This window comes from Roseibium sp. R5, assembly GCF_055755305.1.
In genome coordinates, this window is sequence record NZ_CM146910.1 from 2769787 (window position 1) to 2787863 (window position 18077).

At 54.0% G+C, this 18077-nt stretch carries 18 protein-coding genes; 6 read left to right on the top strand and 12 right to left on the bottom strand.

Annotation, left to right across the window (positions count from 1 at the left end; translation table 11 throughout):
• Positions 1-83 precede the first annotated feature (83 nt).
• The 8 genes from AC0J4F_RS12890 to AC0J4F_RS12925 form a co-directional block, all read right to left on the bottom strand.
• Positions 84-1604, bottom strand: a complete 1521-nt coding sequence (locus AC0J4F_RS12890; RefSeq protein ID WP_133946541.1) for a flagellin N-terminal helical domain-containing protein — start codon at positions 1602-1604, stop codon at positions 84-86.
• 372 nt (positions 1605-1976) lie between these two features.
• Positions 1977-3500, bottom strand: a complete 1524-nt coding sequence (locus AC0J4F_RS12895; protein ID WP_133946543.1) for a flagellin N-terminal helical domain-containing protein — start codon at positions 3498-3500, stop codon at positions 1977-1979.
• Between the two features lie 283 nt (positions 3501-3783).
• Entirely contained in the window at positions 3784-5298 is a 1515-nt protein-coding gene (locus AC0J4F_RS12900; protein WP_473023667.1) for a flagellin N-terminal helical domain-containing protein, read from the bottom strand.
• A gap of 241 nt (positions 5299-5539) precedes the next feature.
• The gene (locus AC0J4F_RS12905; RefSeq protein WP_209174071.1) at positions 5540-6667 is read right to left on the bottom strand and encodes a flagellin N-terminal helical domain-containing protein; all 1128 of its coding nucleotides are present in this window, start codon (positions 6665-6667) and stop codon (positions 5540-5542) included.
• Between the two features lie 537 nt (positions 6668-7204).
• Positions 7205-7642, bottom strand: coding sequence for a flagellar protein FlaG (locus tag AC0J4F_RS12910; RefSeq protein WP_447235274.1), 438 nt, complete (start codon positions 7640-7642; stop codon positions 7205-7207).
• 211 nt (positions 7643-7853) lie between these two features.
• The gene (locus tag AC0J4F_RS12915) at positions 7854-8348 is read right to left on the bottom strand and encodes a hypothetical protein (protein ID WP_209002126.1); all 495 of its coding nucleotides are present in this window, start codon (positions 8346-8348) and stop codon (positions 7854-7856) included.
• Complete coding sequence (locus tag AC0J4F_RS12920; RefSeq protein WP_473023668.1) at positions 8345-8656, bottom strand: rod-binding protein; 312 nt, start codon at positions 8654-8656, stop codon at positions 8345-8347. The genes AC0J4F_RS12915 and AC0J4F_RS12920 overlap by 4 nt, the downstream gene beginning before the upstream one ends.
• Positions 8656-9801: a flagellar basal body P-ring protein FlgI gene (locus AC0J4F_RS12925; protein ID WP_209174068.1), complete on the bottom strand. Its 1146-nt coding sequence runs from the start codon at positions 9799-9801 to the stop codon at positions 8656-8658. Before AC0J4F_RS12925 ends, AC0J4F_RS12920 begins: the two co-directional genes overlap by 1 nt.
• A 313-nt stretch (positions 9802-10114) precedes the next feature.
• Between AC0J4F_RS12925 and AC0J4F_RS12930 the strand changes: the two genes are divergently transcribed.
• A complete protein-coding gene (locus tag AC0J4F_RS12930) occupies positions 10115-10537 on the top strand; it encodes a flagellar assembly protein FliX (protein ID WP_133946553.1) in 423 nt (140 codons plus the stop codon).
• 165 nt (positions 10538-10702) lie between these two features.
• The gene (gene dksA, locus AC0J4F_RS12935) at positions 10703-11119 is read left to right on the top strand and encodes an RNA polymerase-binding protein DksA (protein ID WP_133946556.1); all 417 of its coding nucleotides are present in this window, start codon (positions 10703-10705) and stop codon (positions 11117-11119) included.
• Between the two features lie 230 nt (positions 11120-11349).
• On the opposite strand, the gene flgH is transcribed toward dksA, so the two are convergent.
• From flgH to flgF, 4 genes are read right to left on the bottom strand one after another with little or no spacing between them, the layout of a single operon-like run.
• The gene (gene flgH, locus AC0J4F_RS12940) at positions 11350-12099 is read right to left on the bottom strand and encodes a flagellar basal body L-ring protein FlgH (protein ID WP_008190897.1); all 750 of its coding nucleotides are present in this window, start codon (positions 12097-12099) and stop codon (positions 11350-11352) included.
• Positions 12099-13067 (bottom strand): flagellar basal body P-ring formation chaperone FlgA, encoded by a 969-nt coding sequence (gene flgA / locus AC0J4F_RS12945; protein WP_209002128.1) that lies wholly within the window; start codon positions 13065-13067, stop codon positions 12099-12101. Before flgA ends, flgH begins: the two co-directional genes overlap by 1 nt.
• Positions 13068-13097: 30 nt before the next feature.
• Positions 13098-13880: a flagellar basal-body rod protein FlgG gene (gene flgG, locus AC0J4F_RS12950; protein WP_133946560.1), complete on the bottom strand. Its 783-nt coding sequence runs from the start codon at positions 13878-13880 to the stop codon at positions 13098-13100.
• A gap of 21 nt (positions 13881-13901) precedes the next feature.
• A complete protein-coding gene (flgF, locus tag AC0J4F_RS12955) occupies positions 13902-14642 on the bottom strand; it encodes a flagellar basal-body rod protein FlgF (RefSeq protein WP_133946562.1) in 741 nt (246 codons plus the stop codon).
• Positions 14643-14924: 282 nt separating this feature from the next.
• Between flgF and AC0J4F_RS12960 the strand changes: the two genes are divergently transcribed.
• The 4 genes from AC0J4F_RS12960 to AC0J4F_RS12975 are packed head-to-tail and all read left to right on the top strand — an operon-like array spanning position 14925 to position 17972.
• Positions 14925-15434 (top strand): flagellar basal body-associated FliL family protein, encoded by a 510-nt coding sequence (locus AC0J4F_RS12960; RefSeq protein ID WP_133946564.1) that lies wholly within the window; start codon positions 14925-14927, stop codon positions 15432-15434.
• A gap of 8 nt (positions 15435-15442) precedes the next feature.
• A complete protein-coding gene (fliM, locus tag AC0J4F_RS12965) occupies positions 15443-16681 on the top strand; it encodes a flagellar motor switch protein FliM (RefSeq protein ID WP_133946566.1) in 1239 nt (412 codons plus the stop codon).
• Positions 16678-17250, top strand: coding sequence for a DUF6468 domain-containing protein (locus AC0J4F_RS12970; protein ID WP_133946568.1), 573 nt, complete (start codon positions 16678-16680; stop codon positions 17248-17250). Before fliM ends, AC0J4F_RS12970 begins: the two co-directional genes overlap by 4 nt.
• The gene (locus tag AC0J4F_RS12975) at positions 17247-17972 is read left to right on the top strand and encodes a MotE family protein (protein WP_166672613.1); all 726 of its coding nucleotides are present in this window, start codon (positions 17247-17249) and stop codon (positions 17970-17972) included. Before AC0J4F_RS12970 ends, AC0J4F_RS12975 begins: the two co-directional genes overlap by 4 nt.
• Positions 17973-18077: the final 105 nt, after the last annotated feature.

An 18077-nucleotide genomic window follows, 5' to 3' on the forward strand; every position in this document is an offset into this window, starting at 1 on the left:
CGGTCAGACAACAAAAACGGCGGGTGCAGGACCCGCCGTTTGTGCTCGTGTTCGCGTTTTTTGGTGCGAAACTGATTCTGCTTTTAGAACAAGGACAGTACGGTCTGATCTGCCTGAGAAGCGAAGGACAAGGAGGTTGATGCCAACTGCTGCCGTGTCTGCAGGGCCAGCAAGTTTGCACCCTCTTCATTGGTGTCTGCCAAGGTGAGTTTACCAGCACCTTCTTGCAACGTATTGACGATCGCCCGGGTAAAGTCCTGCCGGTTCTCAACAATCGAGAGATTGGTACCGAATTCGGAAGCTTGGGTTCTAAGATTTCCAAGTGAGTTGTTCAGCCGCGTGATGACCCGGTTGATTTCAGTGTCAGTCGCAAACCCGGAGTCTGTCAGAGCAGACAAGGACTGCGCACCATTGGCGGTGGCGGCAAAGTTTGTGGAGGCAAAATCTGTATTGGCGGAACCACTTCGCTCGCTTGATACCGTCAAGTCCGTTTCCGACGTGATGCTCAGACGACCAGTTGTGTTGTTGTACTGCGCGTCAACACCGTTGAAGTCGTTGATGAAATTGACCAAATCGGAGACGGTCGTGCTGTCTTCAATTTCAAGCGACCCGAGCTCGTAGTTGTTGCCGTCGGTCAATGCAATCGTGTCACCGACCGCGAATGAGCCACTGTTTGTCAAAAGCGAACCGGTCGTCAATGCGGAGGCATTTACTGAGGCCGCAGAACCGATCGTCAGAGCGGTTGTCGCTGTTGTATCCGTGTCGGAGATCAGGAAATCCTGGTTGCTGTAGATGGTCAGCTCACCGTTGCTCTCGTCAAACTCGGCACGAACACCTTCAGTTGCGTTGATTGCATCCACCAGATCTTGAACAGATGCGCCACTGCTGACGGTCGTTCCAATCAGTGTTGGTGTGCTGGATTGAACGTTCGTGAATTCCAGGGTTGTCGTTGTCGAAATAGCTGTCGACTCGCTCAATGTGGAGCTTGAGTTCAACGCACCATCGGCACCGGTGAGGGTGATGGTTGTAGCGCCGCCAAGCAGATTGAACGCAGTAGCGCCGCCCTGTCCTTCCACCAGATCCGATAGATTGAGACCAGTAGAGAGAGTGGTGTCAGTGTAATCAACTGCGGAGATATCAAGACGAGAAGTTGAATCTTCGTTGAAAAGTGTCCGCAGATCATTGCCTGCTCCAGCAAGCAAGTTCTTGCCTTTGTAGCTTGAGTCCCGAGCAGTATCTTCAATTTGCTCGAGCAGTTCATTGTACTGCGCGGCGAATTGTTTCCGCTCGTACTGACTCTGTGTCTGCAGGGCCTGATTGGCTTTTGCTTTAGCGGACTCAACCAGCTTCGTGATGGCTGTAATACCGTCATCGGCAGCTTTGATCGTGTTCACCGATTGGCCCATATCGTCGAGCAGGCTGCTCAAGTCACTTGCACGGGCGTTCAATGCAGAAGCGGTGAAGAAGTTGCCCGGGTTGTCGAGCGCAGAGTTTACCTTCAGACCGGTCGCCAGTTTGTTCTGGACGTCCGCTGTCAAAAAGGATGTGTTTTGGAGGGTAAGCAGGTTCTGCCGAACGGCAGCCGAAAGCGTAATGCCTGACATCAATAATCCCTTTCCTGGGTCATATGTTCAGCTGCTCTTCCTGAGCAGGTTGGCACAAGAATTCCCTGTTAACCTTAATCAATAGTAAAAGGGGTTGCGGATTGCTGGATCAGCATAGAAGTGCTCTTATGAGTACTGTCAAAAATAACAATTAAAATACACAAGTTCAGTATATATAACTGTAAAATATAACAATGTTAATAAGATGAATGGCAACTCTGTTAACGCGGGAAATGGCGGAAATGCTTGCATTCCGTATTGCGTTTGCCATCGGCATTATGAAAATTGAAATTGGCAAAAAAAAACGGGCCGCGAGGCCCGTTTTGCAAATAGCTTTGAATTTAATAAGCGATGTTGACCAATCAACGATTCCTAAAACAGCGACAAAACCGTCTGATCTGCCTGTGATGCGAAGGAGAGGGAGGTTGATGCCAACTGCTGACGAGTTTGCAAAGCCAGGAGGTTTGCGCCTTCCATATTTGTATCTGCAAGCGTCAATTCGCCAGCCCCTTCCTGCAGCGTGTTGATCATAGCGGTGGTGTAATCCTGTCGATGCTGAATCGTTGACAGGTTGGTGCCGAACTCAGACGCTTGGAAACGCAGGGTGGAAAGTGCGTTGTTCAAACGATCCACCACTCTGTTGATGTCACTGTCTGTTGCAAAACTAGAGTCTTCCAATGCGGACAAAACAACACCATCGTTGTTGGCATTGAAATCCTTGGCGTTAAAGTCGGTGTTTGTGGCTCCGTTCCGCTCACTGGCCAATGTGAGATCAGTCTCTGCCAATATGCTAAACCGCCCTGTCGTGTTGTTGAAGGATGCATCAACGCCCTGGAAGTCATTGACGAAGTTGACTAGGTCTCCAACTGTCGTGTCTTTATCGATCTCTAAAGATCCCAGCTCGTAGTTGTTGCCGTCAGTCAATGTAAGTGTGTCACCGATTGCAAATGAGGCACTGTCAACGAGATTAGCAGTCAAACTTCCATATGGAGCGGTGGTGATGTCGGCAGCATTTCCAAGCGTAATGGCAGTACCTGCTCCAACATTTGCGTCAGAAATCCGGAAATTGTCGTTGCTCAAGATGGTCAGTTTGCCGGTTTTCTCATCGAATTCAGCGCGCACGCCCTCTGTTTTGTTGAGCTCGTTGATGAAATCTTGAACAGTGGCTGAGGCCGAAACATGGGTCCCCATCAATGTTGGTGTGCCAGATTCCAGGAACTCAACAAAGCTGAGTGATGTCGAAACCGTGATGCCGCTGGACTCATGGAGCCTTGAGCTCGAATTCAAAGCGCCATCTGTCCCGGTCAAGGTGATCTCAACCTTTCCACCTGAGAGGTTGAAGGCCGTTGCTCCGCCTTGTCCCTCAACCAAATCAGTCAGGTTCAGGCCTGTAGATAGCTCGGTATCTGTGTAGTCTACCGCTTCCATAGTCAGCTTTGACGTGGCGTCTTCATTGAAAATAGTTGTCAGGTCGTTGCCAGCTCCAGCAAGGAGGTTTTTGCCCTTGTAGGAGCTGTCTTTTGCGACGGCTTCGATTTGGGACAACAGGTCATTGTACTGTGCGGCGAACTGTTTGCGCTCGTATTGGCTTTGCGTTTGCAGAGCCTGATTGGCCTTTGCCTTTGCTGATTTCACCAATTCGGTGATGGTTGTGATCCCCTTGTCCGCGGCTTTGATGGTCTGGACGGATTGGCCCATATCATCAAGCAACGTGCCGAGATCACTTGCCCGGGCATTAAGACCCGACGCCGTAAAGAAGGAATTCGGATTGTCGAGGGCCGAGTTCACCTTCTTTCCGGTCGCCAGTTTGTTCTGGACACCGGACATGAAATCAGCAGTGGACTGGAGAGTAAGCAGATTCTGCCTTACGGCAGCCGACAGAGTGATGTCAGACATTCAGGATCCCTTTCCTGGGGTCATGACGCCTCTTCCTGAAGCGTCAAAAATTACATTGTTAAAAATAACAATAAAATCTGTGTCGCACTTTTATGGTTAATAAGGGTTTAACGACGTGCGGGAGGGAATTTCTTTGTTTTGAAACAAGCCGAAAGGGGAGGCAGGCGCAGTTGCCATAAAAGCGACGGATCGTCGGCCTGGCGGTTCGCGGCCGATCAGTGGAGACAAAAGAAAAAGGCGGGCCAAAGCCCGCCTTCTCTGATTGTGTTTAAGACTTTCTGTCTTAGAAGAGACGCAGAACGTTCTGGTCTGCCTGAGATGCGAAGGACAACGAAGTCGAAGCCAGCTGCTGACGTGTCTGCAGGGCCAAGAGGTTTGCACCTTCCTCGTTGGTGTCGGCAAGTGTCAGCTTACCAGCACCTTCTTCCAGCGTGTTGATCAGGCTTCGTGTGAAGTCCTGACGGTTTTCAACAATGGAAAGGTTGGTACCGAATTCAGAAGCTTGGGAACGCAAGTTGGACAATGCGTTATTCAGCTTGCTGATCGTCCGGTTGATGTCGTTGTCGGTTGCGAAACCAGAGTCGGACAGTGCAGAGATGCTGAAAGAACCGTTGGTCGTTGCAGCAAAGTCCTCACTACCGAAGTCGGTGTTGTTTGAACCATCACGGCTACTGTTGATGGTCAAATCCGTCTCTGAGGTAACGCTGATCCGTCCACCAGCGAAAGTTGAACTTACGCCGTTGAAGTCGTTGATAAACGTGTTCAGATCATCAACGGTTGAGGAACTTTCGACTTCGAAAGATCCAAGCTCATAGCCGTTGCCGTCGGTCAATGTAATGACATCACCAAGGGCGAACGAACCACTGTCCGTAAGGGACGAAGCAGACGTGAGCGCAGATGCATTTACCGAGGCCGCAGAACCAATCGTCAGAGCGGTGGTCGCGGTGGTCAGAGTGTCGGAGATCACGAAGTCTTGGTTGCTGTAAATCGTCAGCTCGCCGTTGGTTTCGTCAAATTCCGCACGAACACCTTCAGTTGCGTTGAGAGAGTCGACCAGATCCTGAACGGTTGCGCCGTTGCTCACGGTCGTACCGATCAAAGTTGGAGTCGAGGACTCAACGTTTGTGAATTCCAGAGTTGTTGTTGTTGAAATCGCTGTGGATTCGTTCAACGTGGAGCTGGAGTTCAGGGATCCATCAGCACCTGTCAGGGTGATGGTGGTCTTGCCGCCGGACAGGTTGAACGCAGTAGCGCCACCTTGACCTTCAGTCAGATCGGACAGGTTCAGACCAGTCGACAGCGTGGTGTCGGTGTAATCAACAGCGGAAACATCCAGTTTGGACGTGGAGTCTTCGTTGAAGATGGTCCGAAGGTCATTGCCGGAACCCGCGAGCAGGTTCTTGCCTTTATAGCCGGCGTCTTTTGCAACGTCTTCGATCTGTGTGAGCAGTTCATTGTACTGCGCAGCAAACTGTTTCCGCTCATACTGGCTACCGGTTTGCAGGGCCTGGTTAGCTTTAGCTTTTGCGGACTCAACAAGCTTCGTGATGGCGGTGATACCGTCGTCGGCTGCTTTAATGGTCTGAACCGATTGGCCCATGTCATCGAGCAGGGTGCCCAGATCGTTTGCACGGGACTGAAGACCGGAAGCGGTGAAGAAGTTGCTCGGATTGTCCAGAGCCGAGTTCACTTTTTTACCGGTGGCCAGTTTGTTCTGGACATCGGACATGAACGATGCGGTCTGCTGGAGGGTGTTAAGGTTCGCACGAACCGCGCTGGACAGAGTAATGTCAGCCATTTTGTTTCCTTTCTAGGAACACGAGATACACAGCCCCTTCCTGGGACTGGCACGCATGAAACGGCTGAAACTGAAAACGGAATCTAAATAAACATGGTTAACGAGCGTTATGGATAACGTAAAGTAAACACGTGTAGGCGGCGGGGTTACACCCCGTCGCCTGAAATGGTCGTCATTTCAATGCTCTACTGTTGTTCTTGGCTTTTTGATGAAAGCGCCAGGAACTTGAGAGCAGTCTGCCTTAGAACAATCGCAGCACGTTCTGTGATGCTTGGGACGCCATCGACAGGGAAGTGGACGCCAGCTGCTGCTGTGTTTGCAGAGCCAGAAGGTTCGCGCCTTCAACGTTGGTATCAGCCAGTGTCAATGCGCCCGCACCTTCCTGCAGTGTGTTAATAAGGTCGGTCGTAAAATCTTGCCTGTTTTCTACGATGGAAAGATTTGTACCAAATGTGGACGCTTGAGCACGCAGTGTGTCCTGAGCAGATTTCAATGCAGATAGGGCTGTCTCGATTTTTGCATCCGTGTCGAAGTCACTGATTGTTCCACCAGTCCCAATTTCTTCGGATCCGTTCTTCAGCTGAATGCCCTCACCGGCAAACGTGATGTTTCCGGTCGTGTTGTCATAAGTTGACGTAACGCCGGTTAAGCCGTTGAGTGCTGTTGCTAGATCGGCCATTGACATGGTGTCAGTTATTGAAACTGTTCCAACAGAGTCGCCTTTACTGTCCGTAACGGTGAGGGTGTCGCCAGCTTTATATGTACCCTGATCTACGACGTGAGCTGTTGTTGACGTTCCGTCGGCGGCAAACTCAAGTTGAGCTGTTGCAGAAGTGGCTGTGCGGTCGATATCGCTCAGACCAAGGCCAGCAGATGAGTTGGTGTAATCAACTGCCGAAATTGACAGGGATGACGAGCCGTCTTCGTTGAAGGTCAGGGAAAGGTCATTGCCAGCTCCAGACAAAAGGTTTTTACCCTTATAGCCCGAGTCTTTGGCCAAGTCTTCCATCTGGCTCAGCAGGTCATTGTATTCCTGAGCGTATTTGGAACGCTGTACTTTGTCTGACGTTTGCAGCGCCTGGTTGGCTTTTGCCTTGGCGGCATCGACCAGGTCGGAAATCGCCGAAATCCCTTTGTCTGCTGCCTTTAGTGTTTGAACGCCTTGGCCCATGTCGTCGAGCAGGGTGCTGAGATCGCTTGCGCGGTTCTCCAAGCCCTTTGCCGTGAAGAATGAATTCGGGTTGTCGAGCGCGGAGTTCACCTTCTTGCCGGTCGCCAGCTTGTTCTGAACATCCGACATCATTTTCGCGGTCGAAGTCAGAGTGTTGAGGTTGGCCCGTACGGCATTGGTGAGGGTGATGTCGGACATTTCTTTTCCTTCCTTGGAAAAACGCAAAACAAGATTCCCGTCCTGGGGATCACCGACCAAGAAAGACTATAGGTATTAATGACAATGTAAAAAATACGGTTAGCCGAAATTAAGGTTAACAAAGTCCTACAGTCAAAATTTGGCTGAAACGAGCCGTTTCTGCAAGGAAGACTGCTGTATTTTTGGGAATGAGTGTTTTAACCGAGCTGCCTAACGGTCTCTTTCGAACGATTTTCTTGGACTGTTCCAGCCCGTGGCTGACCGATGTTGGTTTTGATTTTGGCGACGGCTGATTGAGGGGAGAGCTGGGGAGTGATCGATAACGTTCGGATGGATACTTGCAAAGCCGGTTGGACTGGCAGCAGCGGGAACTGCGGTCTCAGTTGGAATGACGAGCTTCTACCCGGGCGATAGGCGCGCAACGATGCGGGAACTCATCAGATGACAAAGCAGTTCAGATTGTGATGTTTTGGAAACTGGAAATAGATATCCGTGCCCCATGAAGCATGGGTCCAGAACGAGCCGTTCAACCGTGGTTTACACAGTGCGTTGAACGGCTTCGTCTTCAGAACTTGAGCGCTGCTGTTCTTCGACCTGGGTCCGGTAAGCGGCAACCGTTTCGCTGTAGGCACGTAGCCTCAGCAAGGTTTCGCTTGGAATCTGACGAATAACATCGCCTGTTTCCGTGTTGGTTGCGACGTAGATGAGGCTTTCACTGTCTTCGTCGAACACGTTCTGGCGTGTCACGGGTGGCGTGTAACGCTCCAGTGCAGACTGATCAGCGCGGCCTTCACTGGCCCTGTTCTGTTCGTTTGTCGCAGCCCGTTGAGATCCAGATGAATCTGCCGAAGGACGCACGGTGTCCTCCGCCGGCAAATCCGTAGAACTTGCCGGTTGATCTTTTTCCGGGGCGCGTGTCACCGGCGTGATCGCCGTATATGTCGGCGATGGAGGCCGGACTAATGCGGTATCCATTTTGCCCTCCGGGTATCGTCATACTATGACCCGATAGTGACAAAAATAACGTAAGGGAATGAATCTTCTGTTAACGGAATAGTTAGAATTTTAAGGGGTTGGATTTATCTTCTTGTGACCATTTTTGATTCGTTTTCAGGCCCGCGTCTCTCAGTTCGTTTTGATAGCTAAAACTGGATACTGAGGAAAATATCAAGGCTCAGCTGGTGTCTCAAAGAGATTGGTTCACAGCAATGCCTTGAGCTGATTGCGGCCCATTGGGAGAGGCGCCCGTCCGGCCGTAAGTGGTCGGCGCTGTTGCGTTTTTGGCCCCAACAGCCTTTGCGACCGACGTCACAATGTTATTCGTCACTTCGCGGGCCGTTGCAAGAACCGCAAGATTGATGCGCAGCACGGGTTGGAATTCGCCATGCTGACGGCGCAGCGACTGTGTTGCGGCGGGCGCAAGGTTGCCAAGCGCAACAGCATGGTCTTTTGCGGACATCATGCCGCGCGTATATTCATGAATGAGACGCGCCTTGTCGGCTTGCAACTCACCGGCTTCCTTCAGCTTTCCCGCACGGACAAGATCTGTCTCCATTTCGATCACGGACAGGAGCGCTTCCATTGTCCCGGATAATGCAGAGCAGAAGTTTTCAGCTTCCTGCTTGCTGGCTGGCCGGTCGAGAGAAAAGGGAAGGGTGCTGGTATCTGGTTGTGCGGTCATCGGGCGCCTTCCTGCAAAGCAAGCAGTTCACGTTCAACACTATCTGCGATTCCAACGCCGCCGGCAGCAGAAATCGTACGGGCATATTCATCGACAAGCATGCCTTGCCAGGCATCAGACCCCGTTCCGCCCCCCCAGGCACCGCCATTTTCAAGGCCGGAAAACATGCTTTGCAGCATATTGTTCAAGAACACGGCTTCAAATTCTTCTGCAGCAGCCCGCGCGGCGGTCTTGTCGCTTGGGTTCACACCCTGGAGGACATCAAGCGGGTTGGAGCGCGGCATAGAAGGGGCAAGTGGCAAATCCATCAGAGCACCTCGATTTCGGCTTGGAGAGCACCGGCAGCTTTGATTGCCTGGAGGATGGAGATCATGTCACGCGGACCAATTCCGAGCGCATTCAGTCCATCGACGAGTTGTTTCAAAGTCACTGTATTTGGAACGATCGCCAATTTCGCGTCTGGATCGGTGTTCACATTAAGATCCGTGCGTGGTGCGATCGCCGTCTGACCATTTGCGAAGGGCAGGGGCTGAACGACTTCCGGAGTCTCGGCAATCGTCACGGTCAGGTTGCCCTGAGCAACAGCCACCATCGAAACCTTGACGTCCTGACCCATGACGATGATGCCGGAGTTTTCATCGATGATAACCCGTGCGGCAAGGTCCGGTTCAACAATTAACTGTTCAATGTCGGTCAAAAGATCAACGATGTTGCCATCGTATTGGCGCGGCAGGTCAAGCTGGACTGTTGCCGGGTCGACAGGCTCTGCGGTCGGCATGCCGATCAATTCGTTGATGGATAGAGCCACGCGCCGTGCTGTGGTGAGATCCGGGTTGCGCAAGGCAAGGCGGACTTTTGTCAGCGATGCCAGTTTGAAATCCAGTTCGCGCTCGACAAGGCCGCCATTGGCGATCCGGCCAGCTGTCGGGACGCCGCGGACAATGGACGCAGCGTCGCCTTGTGCCGAAAAGCCGCCAATCGCGACTGAGCCCTGCGCGATTGCATATACTTCGCCATCTGCACCAACCAAGGGCGTCACAAGCAGCGTGCCGCCCTGAAGAGAAGAGGCGTCGCCCAAAGCGCTAACGCTCACGTCTATCCGCGTCCCTTGAGTGGAAAACGGCGGCAGGTTTGCCGTCACCATGACAGCCGCAACAGTGTTGGTGTTGAGCGGAATGTTCCGTGTGTTCACACCGAGCCGTTCCAGCATGGCCTGCAAGCTCTGCTGCGTAAACGGTGTGTTGTTGAGGCTGTCGCCAGTGCCGTTCAAGCCGACAACCAGGCCGTACCCGATAAGTTGGTTCTCACGAATGCCTTCAAAATCCGCGATGTCCTTGATCCTTGAGGAAGCGACAGCTTGAACAGCGATCGCAAGCTGTAAGCCGACAAGGGCAGCCGCAATGAGTGTAACGCGGGCCGCGCGGTTTTCGAAATATGTGATCAGACGACGCATTCTTCACGCAGATCCATCTAAGAGGCCGTTTTATCAGCCAAGGGTCACTATGGTTCGAGATGCATTATGCGAGAGCCGTGCCAAGTTTTAGGCCTGGTTGGGTTGAGACGCTAAAGTGGCTGGATTCTGCGCCGTTTGTCGAAGAATGGCGAGTATATCCACGCAAATGTGGCGAATAGAGTTAATGATTAACAATAGATGCCCGGCAAATATTGCCTTGCTTGCCCGGACTCATTTACCCTTCAAGGCAGATTCTGTCAGGCCATGGAGCAACTTGGTGTTGACCAGCCGTTCAGAACATTAGGAAAGAGCAATGCGTATAACCGGGAGCAAACCGTTAACCGGAGTTCAGGGGCGCGGCGCAAAGAAGAGCAGCAGTTCAGGCAGCGATTTTGCGCCGGACCTTGGTGGAGCCGCTGAGCAACCGGCAACGCAGGCCACAGCAGGTGGAGCTGGTATTCAGGGCATCGACGCGCTTCTAGCTCTGCAGGAAGTGGATGAACGGACCGAGCGGCGCAAGAAAGCAGCGCGTCACGGGCATACACTGTTGGACAGCCTGGAAATGATCCGGGCGGATCTTTTGGCAGGCCATGTTTCCGAAGATAGGTTGGAGCAGCTTTCGCTGACAGTTTCAAAGCGCCAATCCAGCGGCGACCAGGAGGTCGACAGGGTGCTGGAAGAGATCGAACTTAGGGTCAAAGTGGAGCTCGCAAAGCTCGGCCGATTCCCTGATTGAGCGTGCCCAAGGGCGTTGAAACTGAGCCGAGATATTGGCTAAAATTTACGCAACAAATTGAATTAATTGCAGAATTTATGACGCTAATTTTACCAAATGAACCGTTGTCCCCGGGACGAACCGCCTATATATTGCGCCCGTCATAACGGTAAACCGGAGTTGTAGATGACGGTTGATATTGAGTCTGAATACCGACCCTCGGAAGACGAGCCGTTCATGAATGATAGGCAGCGGGAATACTTCAAAAACAAGCTGCTTGCCTGGAAAGATGAGATCCTGAAAGAAAGCGCTGAAACACTCGCGACCCTTCAGGAGGAAAGCCAGAACCACCCTGACTTGGCAGACCGCGCATCTTCGGAGACGGATCGTTCTATCGAGCTGCGCGCACGTGATCGCCAACGCAAGTTGATTTCAAAAATCGATGCCGCCCTGGAGCGGATTGCGGATGGCAGTTACGGATATTGTGAAGAGACGGGAGAGCCGATTGCTCTGCGCAGGCTCGAGGCACGGCCAATAGCGACGTTGTCGATTGAGGCTCAGGAAGCGCACGAACGCCGTGAAAAGGTGTACCGCGACGACTGATTTCCAGTAACGGCCGGTTTGCTGAATTCGCAAGCCAATTTGACTTGAAGACCTTCCCGGAGACGGGGAGGTTTTTTTATGTCTGATTGGATGTTGGTGATCGTTGGGATCAAAAGAAATCGGGCACGGCACTCGGGGAGCGAGATGCCGTGCCCGGTTCAGCTGCAGCGGGCCTTTCACGTCTGACTTGCCTGCCGCAGCCGGGGGAGCTGGTGTGTGATTTTGCCGATTTAGAACGGCAGGAGGATATCCAGAACCTGATTGCCGTAGCGCGGCTGCTGAACATCGGTGATCTGGCCACGTCCGCCGTAACCGATGCGGGCTTCCGCAATCTGCTGGCTGGCAATCGTGTTGTTGGAGGTGATGTCTTCCGGACGGACAATACCGGCCACAATCAACTCTCTGACTTCGAAGTTGACCCTAATTTCCTGACGCCCTTCAATGACCAGATTGCCGTTCGGCAGAACCTGGGTCACGACAGCAGCAACAGTTGTGCGCAGTTCTTCCTCACGGTCCACTTCGCCTGCGCCGGCGAAAGTCGAGCTGCTGTTTACGTTTCCAAGGTCACTGGCAGAAGTGCCTGCCGGCAGGAAGATAGTGTCGATTGCAGTTCCAAGCGCACCGCCAACGCCCGCACCGTTGGTTTCGGTACGGCTTCTGGCTGTGTCGTTTTCGATCTCTGCTTTTTCATCGATGGAGACCACCACGGTCAAGATATCACCGACCTGGCTTGCGCGCTGATCCTTGAAGAAAGCTCGGCTGCCTGACTGCCAGAGGGAGTTCGGATTGTAGTGCGCCTGAACCGGGTCCGGCATCGGCATTTGAACCGGCCTGTATCCGGGAGTTGTTGTCGGGTCCTGAATGGCGTTCAGGGCGGGCTGCTGGCCGACATTCGCCAGCCGGTCTGCGGAGCCGCATCCTGCAGCAAGTGCTGCGAGGGCGATGCTGCCCAACAGGGATATGTTGCGAGAGATAGACATTAATTGGCCTCGTGGTTCAGGCTTGCAACAACTGCATGAGCGGCATGAACAACTACTTGGCCGCGGGAAGTCACGGTCGCAGGTACGACACGCCGGGACTGGAGATTCATGACATCAATCACGTCGCCTTTGGCGCCGTTGGTCAGGGCTTTCGCCCGGGAGGTGAGGTTCATAGCGCCGAGATTGTAGGTGACTGTGACCTTGTCGCCGCGTTCGACCAGAACCGGATATTCAAAATCCTTGTGCGACAATGGTTGGCTCGGGCGCAGGTTCACTCGAGCCGCCTTGCCGACAATGTTCGCGCCGTCCTGGAGCGCTGCGGTGTTCACCTTCAAACGCGGCAGGCGGATCGTTGTGAAGTCTCCCTCCTGAACGATGTCGCCGCGCTTCAACGGCTGGCCGAGCACAAGAACGTCAATCATCTCAACAGCGGTGCCGGTGACGGTCAAAGGGCGTGTGCCGTGTTCGACTGCAATGGTTGCGAACACTGTGAAATGTCCGTTGTTTCGGCTCCAGTTGATCCTGTCGATACGGACCGGATCCACAGCCTTTGGGTCTGCCAGGATCTGGTCAGGGGCCTGCAGAAGGGTGATTTCGAGCCCTTCAGGATCAATGCCCGCTTCAAGCTTTGCCAGATCGTTGCGAATAAGGTTTTCCAGCTGATGGCGGTTGAGCCGTGTTGCGCCGCGGTGAACGACGACTGTGCGCAGGCCGTCCGTACCGGCTGTAACGAGGCCGGCATCCCGGGCGCGTTGTGCAACGGTGGTTGCCGGGACATTGCCGGAGGTTCCCATGTCAGGGGACCGGAACAGCGGCACTTGTGCCACATCTCCGGCGTTGGAGTAGAAGTCCCCGACTGTCACAATGTCCGACAAGGTCATGACCTGGGACCGTAGAACCGGGCGCTCATTGGCTGCTGCACCAAAACTGGCCAGTGCTGCCATTGCCAGGCTAAGAGCGGCTATCATTAAGGTCTTCATCGACTTAAGCCTTTCTCGTTAGCGGATCTGAGTGGTGGTCGAGTACATCTGGTCGGCTGCCTGGATGACTTTCGAATTCATCTCATAGGCGCGCTGGGCCGAGATCAGATCGGCGATTTCGGTCACCGCATCCACGTTGGCCATTTCCAGAAAAAACTGCTGAGTACTGCCGTAACCGTCCTCATTGGGATTGCTGGTCTGCGGCGCGCCACTGGCATCTGTTTCAAGGAACAGGTTGTCCCCGATCGCTTCAAGACCGGCTTTGTTGACGAAGCGGGCCAGCTGGATCTGTCCGAGGTCAACAGTGGCTCCGGCTTCGTCAACACCCTGGACCTTCCCTGACGGAGCGATTGTTAGATCGCGCGTGTTTTCCGGAATGGTGATATTTGGATCAAGTTGGTAGCCATCAATGGTCACCAGCTGTCCGTTTTGATCCCGCTCGAAAGAACCATCGCGTGTATATCCGGTAGTTCCGTCCGGGAGCTGGATCTGAAAGAAGCCTTCCCCACGGATGGCAATGTCCAGTTCCTTGCCAGTGTTCTCCATTGATCCTTGAGACATGACTCGGCCAGTTGATGCCAGTTTCACACCGGTGCCGATTTGAATGCCTGTTGGAACGATCGTGCCTGCATCGGAGGTTTCCGTGCCCATGCGGCGCAGGTTTTGGTACAGAAGGTCCTGAAAATCGGCCCGCTGTTTCTTGTAGCCCGTGGTCCGCATGTTGGCGACGTTGTTCGAAATGACTTCAACGTTGTATTCCTGCGCCTTCATACCGGTCGCGGCGGTGTAGAGAGCTCTCATGTTGCGTTCTCCTTAAGGCGCTTAGGCTTCAAGTTTTCCAAGGACCTGGATCGCCTGTTGGCGAAGATCATTCACGTCCTTGAGCATCTTGGTGATGGATTCGTAGGCCCGGGTGACTTCGATCATCTGGGTCACCTGGTAAACACCTTCGACATTGGAGCGTTCGAGGGCGCCCTGAACGACATTGAACCGCTGCGGGATGCCCGGGTTTTCGCCCCGGTACAGGTTGTCACCCTGTTTCTCGAGTTCCTGCGGATCTTCAAAGGACGCCACGCGGATGACACCGCGAATTCCAAGTTCCGTTGAAATCGTGCCGTCTTTGGCGATCTCAACAGATCCATCTTCGGTCGAGAAAGTGATCGGGCCGCCTGTGGTTAAGACCGGGCGTCCATCGGATGTGACGAGTTGACCGTTCTGATCGATCACAAACGCACCATCGCGTGTGTAGGCTTCGGTACCGTCACCCATCTGGACGACGAAAAAGCCTTCGCCTTCGATCGCCAGGTCCAGATCGTTCCCGGTCATCTTGAATGCGCCGGTGTCGAAGTCCGTGATGGACTGATAGTCCAGAACATAGGACAGCGTTTCGTCCGGTGTTTCGAATTCTGTCGCTTCGGCAACCGGCATCAAATACTCTTCAAAGAGCAGCCGCTGCGACTTAAAACCTGTCGTGTTGATGTTCGCCATGTTGTTGGCGACCACATCAAGCTGATTCCGCAAAGCGGACTGCCGGGACAGGCCTATGAGATGTACGTTCTCCATAATGAACGGTTCCTTTGCTCCCCGATGAGCGCTTCAGCCTCCCCAGACGTCGGCGCCCGTTAAGGTTAATGCAGGAGCCGTGCCAGTTTTTAAATCCTTGGGAAAACTGGGCAAAACCCGTGAGTGGGTGGTGCGTCCGGCAAGAGATTCCGGCAGAAGTTAACTAGTTGGCAATTTTTGCCCGGTGACTCGCTGAAGTGGACTGGTAACCATTCGTTAACCTTTAACACTTTAGTAATTTTTAGAGCGCGCGCGAGCGCTCGCGCATGTGCGGAGGGCAGCATGACCGACGAGAATGCCGCAGCCGAAGAAGATGGTGAGGAAGATGCCGCCGGTGGTGGCGGTAAGAAGAAACTCATTCTCTTTGGGGCGATTGGGCTTGTGGTCCTGCTCGCCGTTGGAGGCGGGGCTTACTACTTCTTGTTCATGGGCGACAGCATGCCGGCGCCTGCGCCAGGTGAAGATGCGGCGCCGCAGGAAGTGCAAAGACCGGTGGTCTTTTATGACCTTCCGGAAATGACTGTGAATTTGGCGACCGAGGGCCGCACGACCTACCTGAAGGTCCGCATCGCTCTGGAGGTCGAAAACCGCGCAATGATCGATCAGATCCAACCGTATCTGCCGCGCATCCTCGATGCGTTTCAGATCTATTTGCGCGAGCTTCGTCCCGCAGACCTGGAAGGGTCTGCCGGCCTGTTCCGCTTGAAGGAAGAATTGCTCAGGCGGATCAACTTGTCGGTCTATCCGGCAAAAGTGGAAGGGGTGCTGTTCAAGGAAATCCTTGTTCAGTGATGGTGTGAATGGCAAACGCCGACGACGATGATGATCTGTCCGAAGAGGACATGGCTGATGCGTGGGGTGCTGCTCTAGCGGAGCAGGGCGCAGGTGGCGATGACGATGAAGATCTGGCTGCGGCCTGGGGTGCTGCTCTAGAGGAGCAGGGCGCTGGCAGCTCGGACGATATGGCTGCGCAATGGGCGGCCATGATCGACGACAGCGAGCCGGATCTGGAAAACGCCACCCGCGGCGCCGATCGCGTTCTCAACCAGGAAGAGATCGACAACCTCCTCGGGTTCAACATCGAGGACACGATTGCTGGTGATCAGAGCGGAATTCGCGCGCTGATCAACTCGGCAATGGTGTCCTACGAGCGTTTGCCGATGCTCGAAATCGTGTTCGACCGTCTCGTGCGATTGACCACGACGTCCTTGCGCAACTTCACGTCCGATAACGTTGAGGTGTCGCTGGACTCCATCAGTTCCGTACGTTTTGGCGATTATCTGAATTCCATCCCGCTGCCGGCGATCCTCGGTGTCTTCAAGGCGGAAGAGTGGGACGGATTTGGCCTGATCACCGTTGAATCAAGCCTCATTTATTCGATCATTGACGTCTTGCTCGGCGGCGGCCGGGGCACCACGGCGGCCCGCGTGGAAGGGCGTCCTTATACGACCATCGAAACGAACCTTGTTCAGCAGATGGTATCGCTGATCCTTCAGGATGCAGAACAGGCCTTCGCACCGCTGTCGCCGGTCCATTTCAATCTGGAGCGTCTGGAAACCAACCCACGCTTTGCTGCGATCTCCCGGCCGGCGAACGCGGCGATCCTCGTCGAATTGCGTATCGACATGGAGGATCGCGGCGGGACCGTTGAAATCATGATGCCCTACGCAACTCTGGAGCCGATCCGTGATCTGCTGCTCCAGATGTTCATGGGTGAAAAATTCGGCCGTGATCCGATCTGGGAAGGCCACTTGGCGACAGAAATCCATGCGGCAGAGATTGAAGTCGATGCGGTTCTTTATGAGACCTACCTGCCGCTCGGACGGGTACTCAGTCTGGATGTGGGGCAGACCTTGGTCTTCGACGTTTCGCCGACGGATCCAGTGCTGGTGAAATGCGGAAATATTCCGCTGACTGAAGGGACGCTTGGCAAAACGGAAGACTCTATTGCCATCCGTATCGCGCGGAACCTGCGCAAACCGAAAATGACATTGGCGGCGTTCGAGCGGGCCATGCAGAGTGAAATGGAGCAACCATGACATCCTTGCCAATCGGATTGATTATTGAGGCTCTTGTTGCCGTTCTGCTGGTCATTACGATCGCTTACTGCTGGATCCTGAACCGCCGTTTGCAGCGCTTGAGAGCCGATGAGCAGACTCTGCGTGCAACCATTTCCGAATTGATGACGGCGACGGAAATTGCCGAGCGGGCAATCCTTGGTTTGAAGACGACCGCAGCCGAGGCAGACAAGTCGCTTGGCAAGCGTCTTAAGGAATCAGAAACCATGTCGAACGCCTTGGCTGACCAGATCCGCGAAGGTGATAAAGTGTTTACGCGGATATCTCAGATTGCAGGGGCCGCGAAGTCGTCGGCTCCGCAACGAGAACCTGTTCCGGCAGCGGACCCGTACCCGGTGCAGCCGCAAAATGCTCCGGTGCCGCAACCTGCGGGGTACGGAGCTGTTGAATCTGCAGCTCCGCAAAGTGCGCCGGCTGTCGAGCCGGAGCGTAGACGCGCAAGCAGGGCCTCGGATATCCGCAGTGCGGCTGAGGAAGCGACGGCGCGGTTGGAGCAGTTTCGAAACAAGCGTAAGGGCGCTGCTGCATGAACTTGAGATTGTTGCCATTGTTGGGTGTCGCTGCGAGCGCGCTGTTCGGGTTGAAGCTTTTGGGACTCGCCGTGGGTCCTGAAACCGGCAGCCTGCCAATCAATGGTGCGATTGCACAAGAAACGACTGAACCCGCGGCGGATGGCGGTGAAGCGCCACCAGCCTCTGCTGATCCGGCGGCGCAAGCTCCCGGAGCCGTGCCTCCGCCTGCCCAGCCGGTGCTTCCGGACAGCTTGGAAATCGGCGGATCTGCGGCTGAGCGCGCTGTTTTGGAAAGCCTCGGGAAACGTCGGGAAAATCTGCAGAAGCAGGAAGGTCAGTTGGATCTGCGGGAACGCCTACTTCAGGCGACCGAAGAACGGATCGAGCAGCGAGTTGAAGAACTCAAACAACTCGAGGCCCGCATCGGTGCTGCGGTTGAGGAAAAAAAGCAGCAGGAAGAGAACGAGATCGCTGGTCTTGTGACCATGTACGAAAACATGAAGCCGAAAGACGCGGCTCGTATTTTCAACCGTCTCAGCCTGCCGATCCTTTTGAAGGTCGTACGCCAAATGAAACCGCGGAAAATGGCGGATATTTTGGCGCGCATGTCACCTGATGCCGCGGAACGTTTGACGGTGGCGATTGCCAGCCAATCTTCGACGCCGCCAGAGCCGGAAGCGCAACCTGTTCAGGCCCAGGCGCCCACCGGTGGAATCCTACCCAAGATTCCGTCGAATTGAGCAAAAAATAGCCTGATCTCTGCAAGCGACGTAAGGGCGCGTTAACAAGACATAACTACACTACAGTGTTGGCGGCAAACGAGGTCAAAACAACTTGCCAAGGCG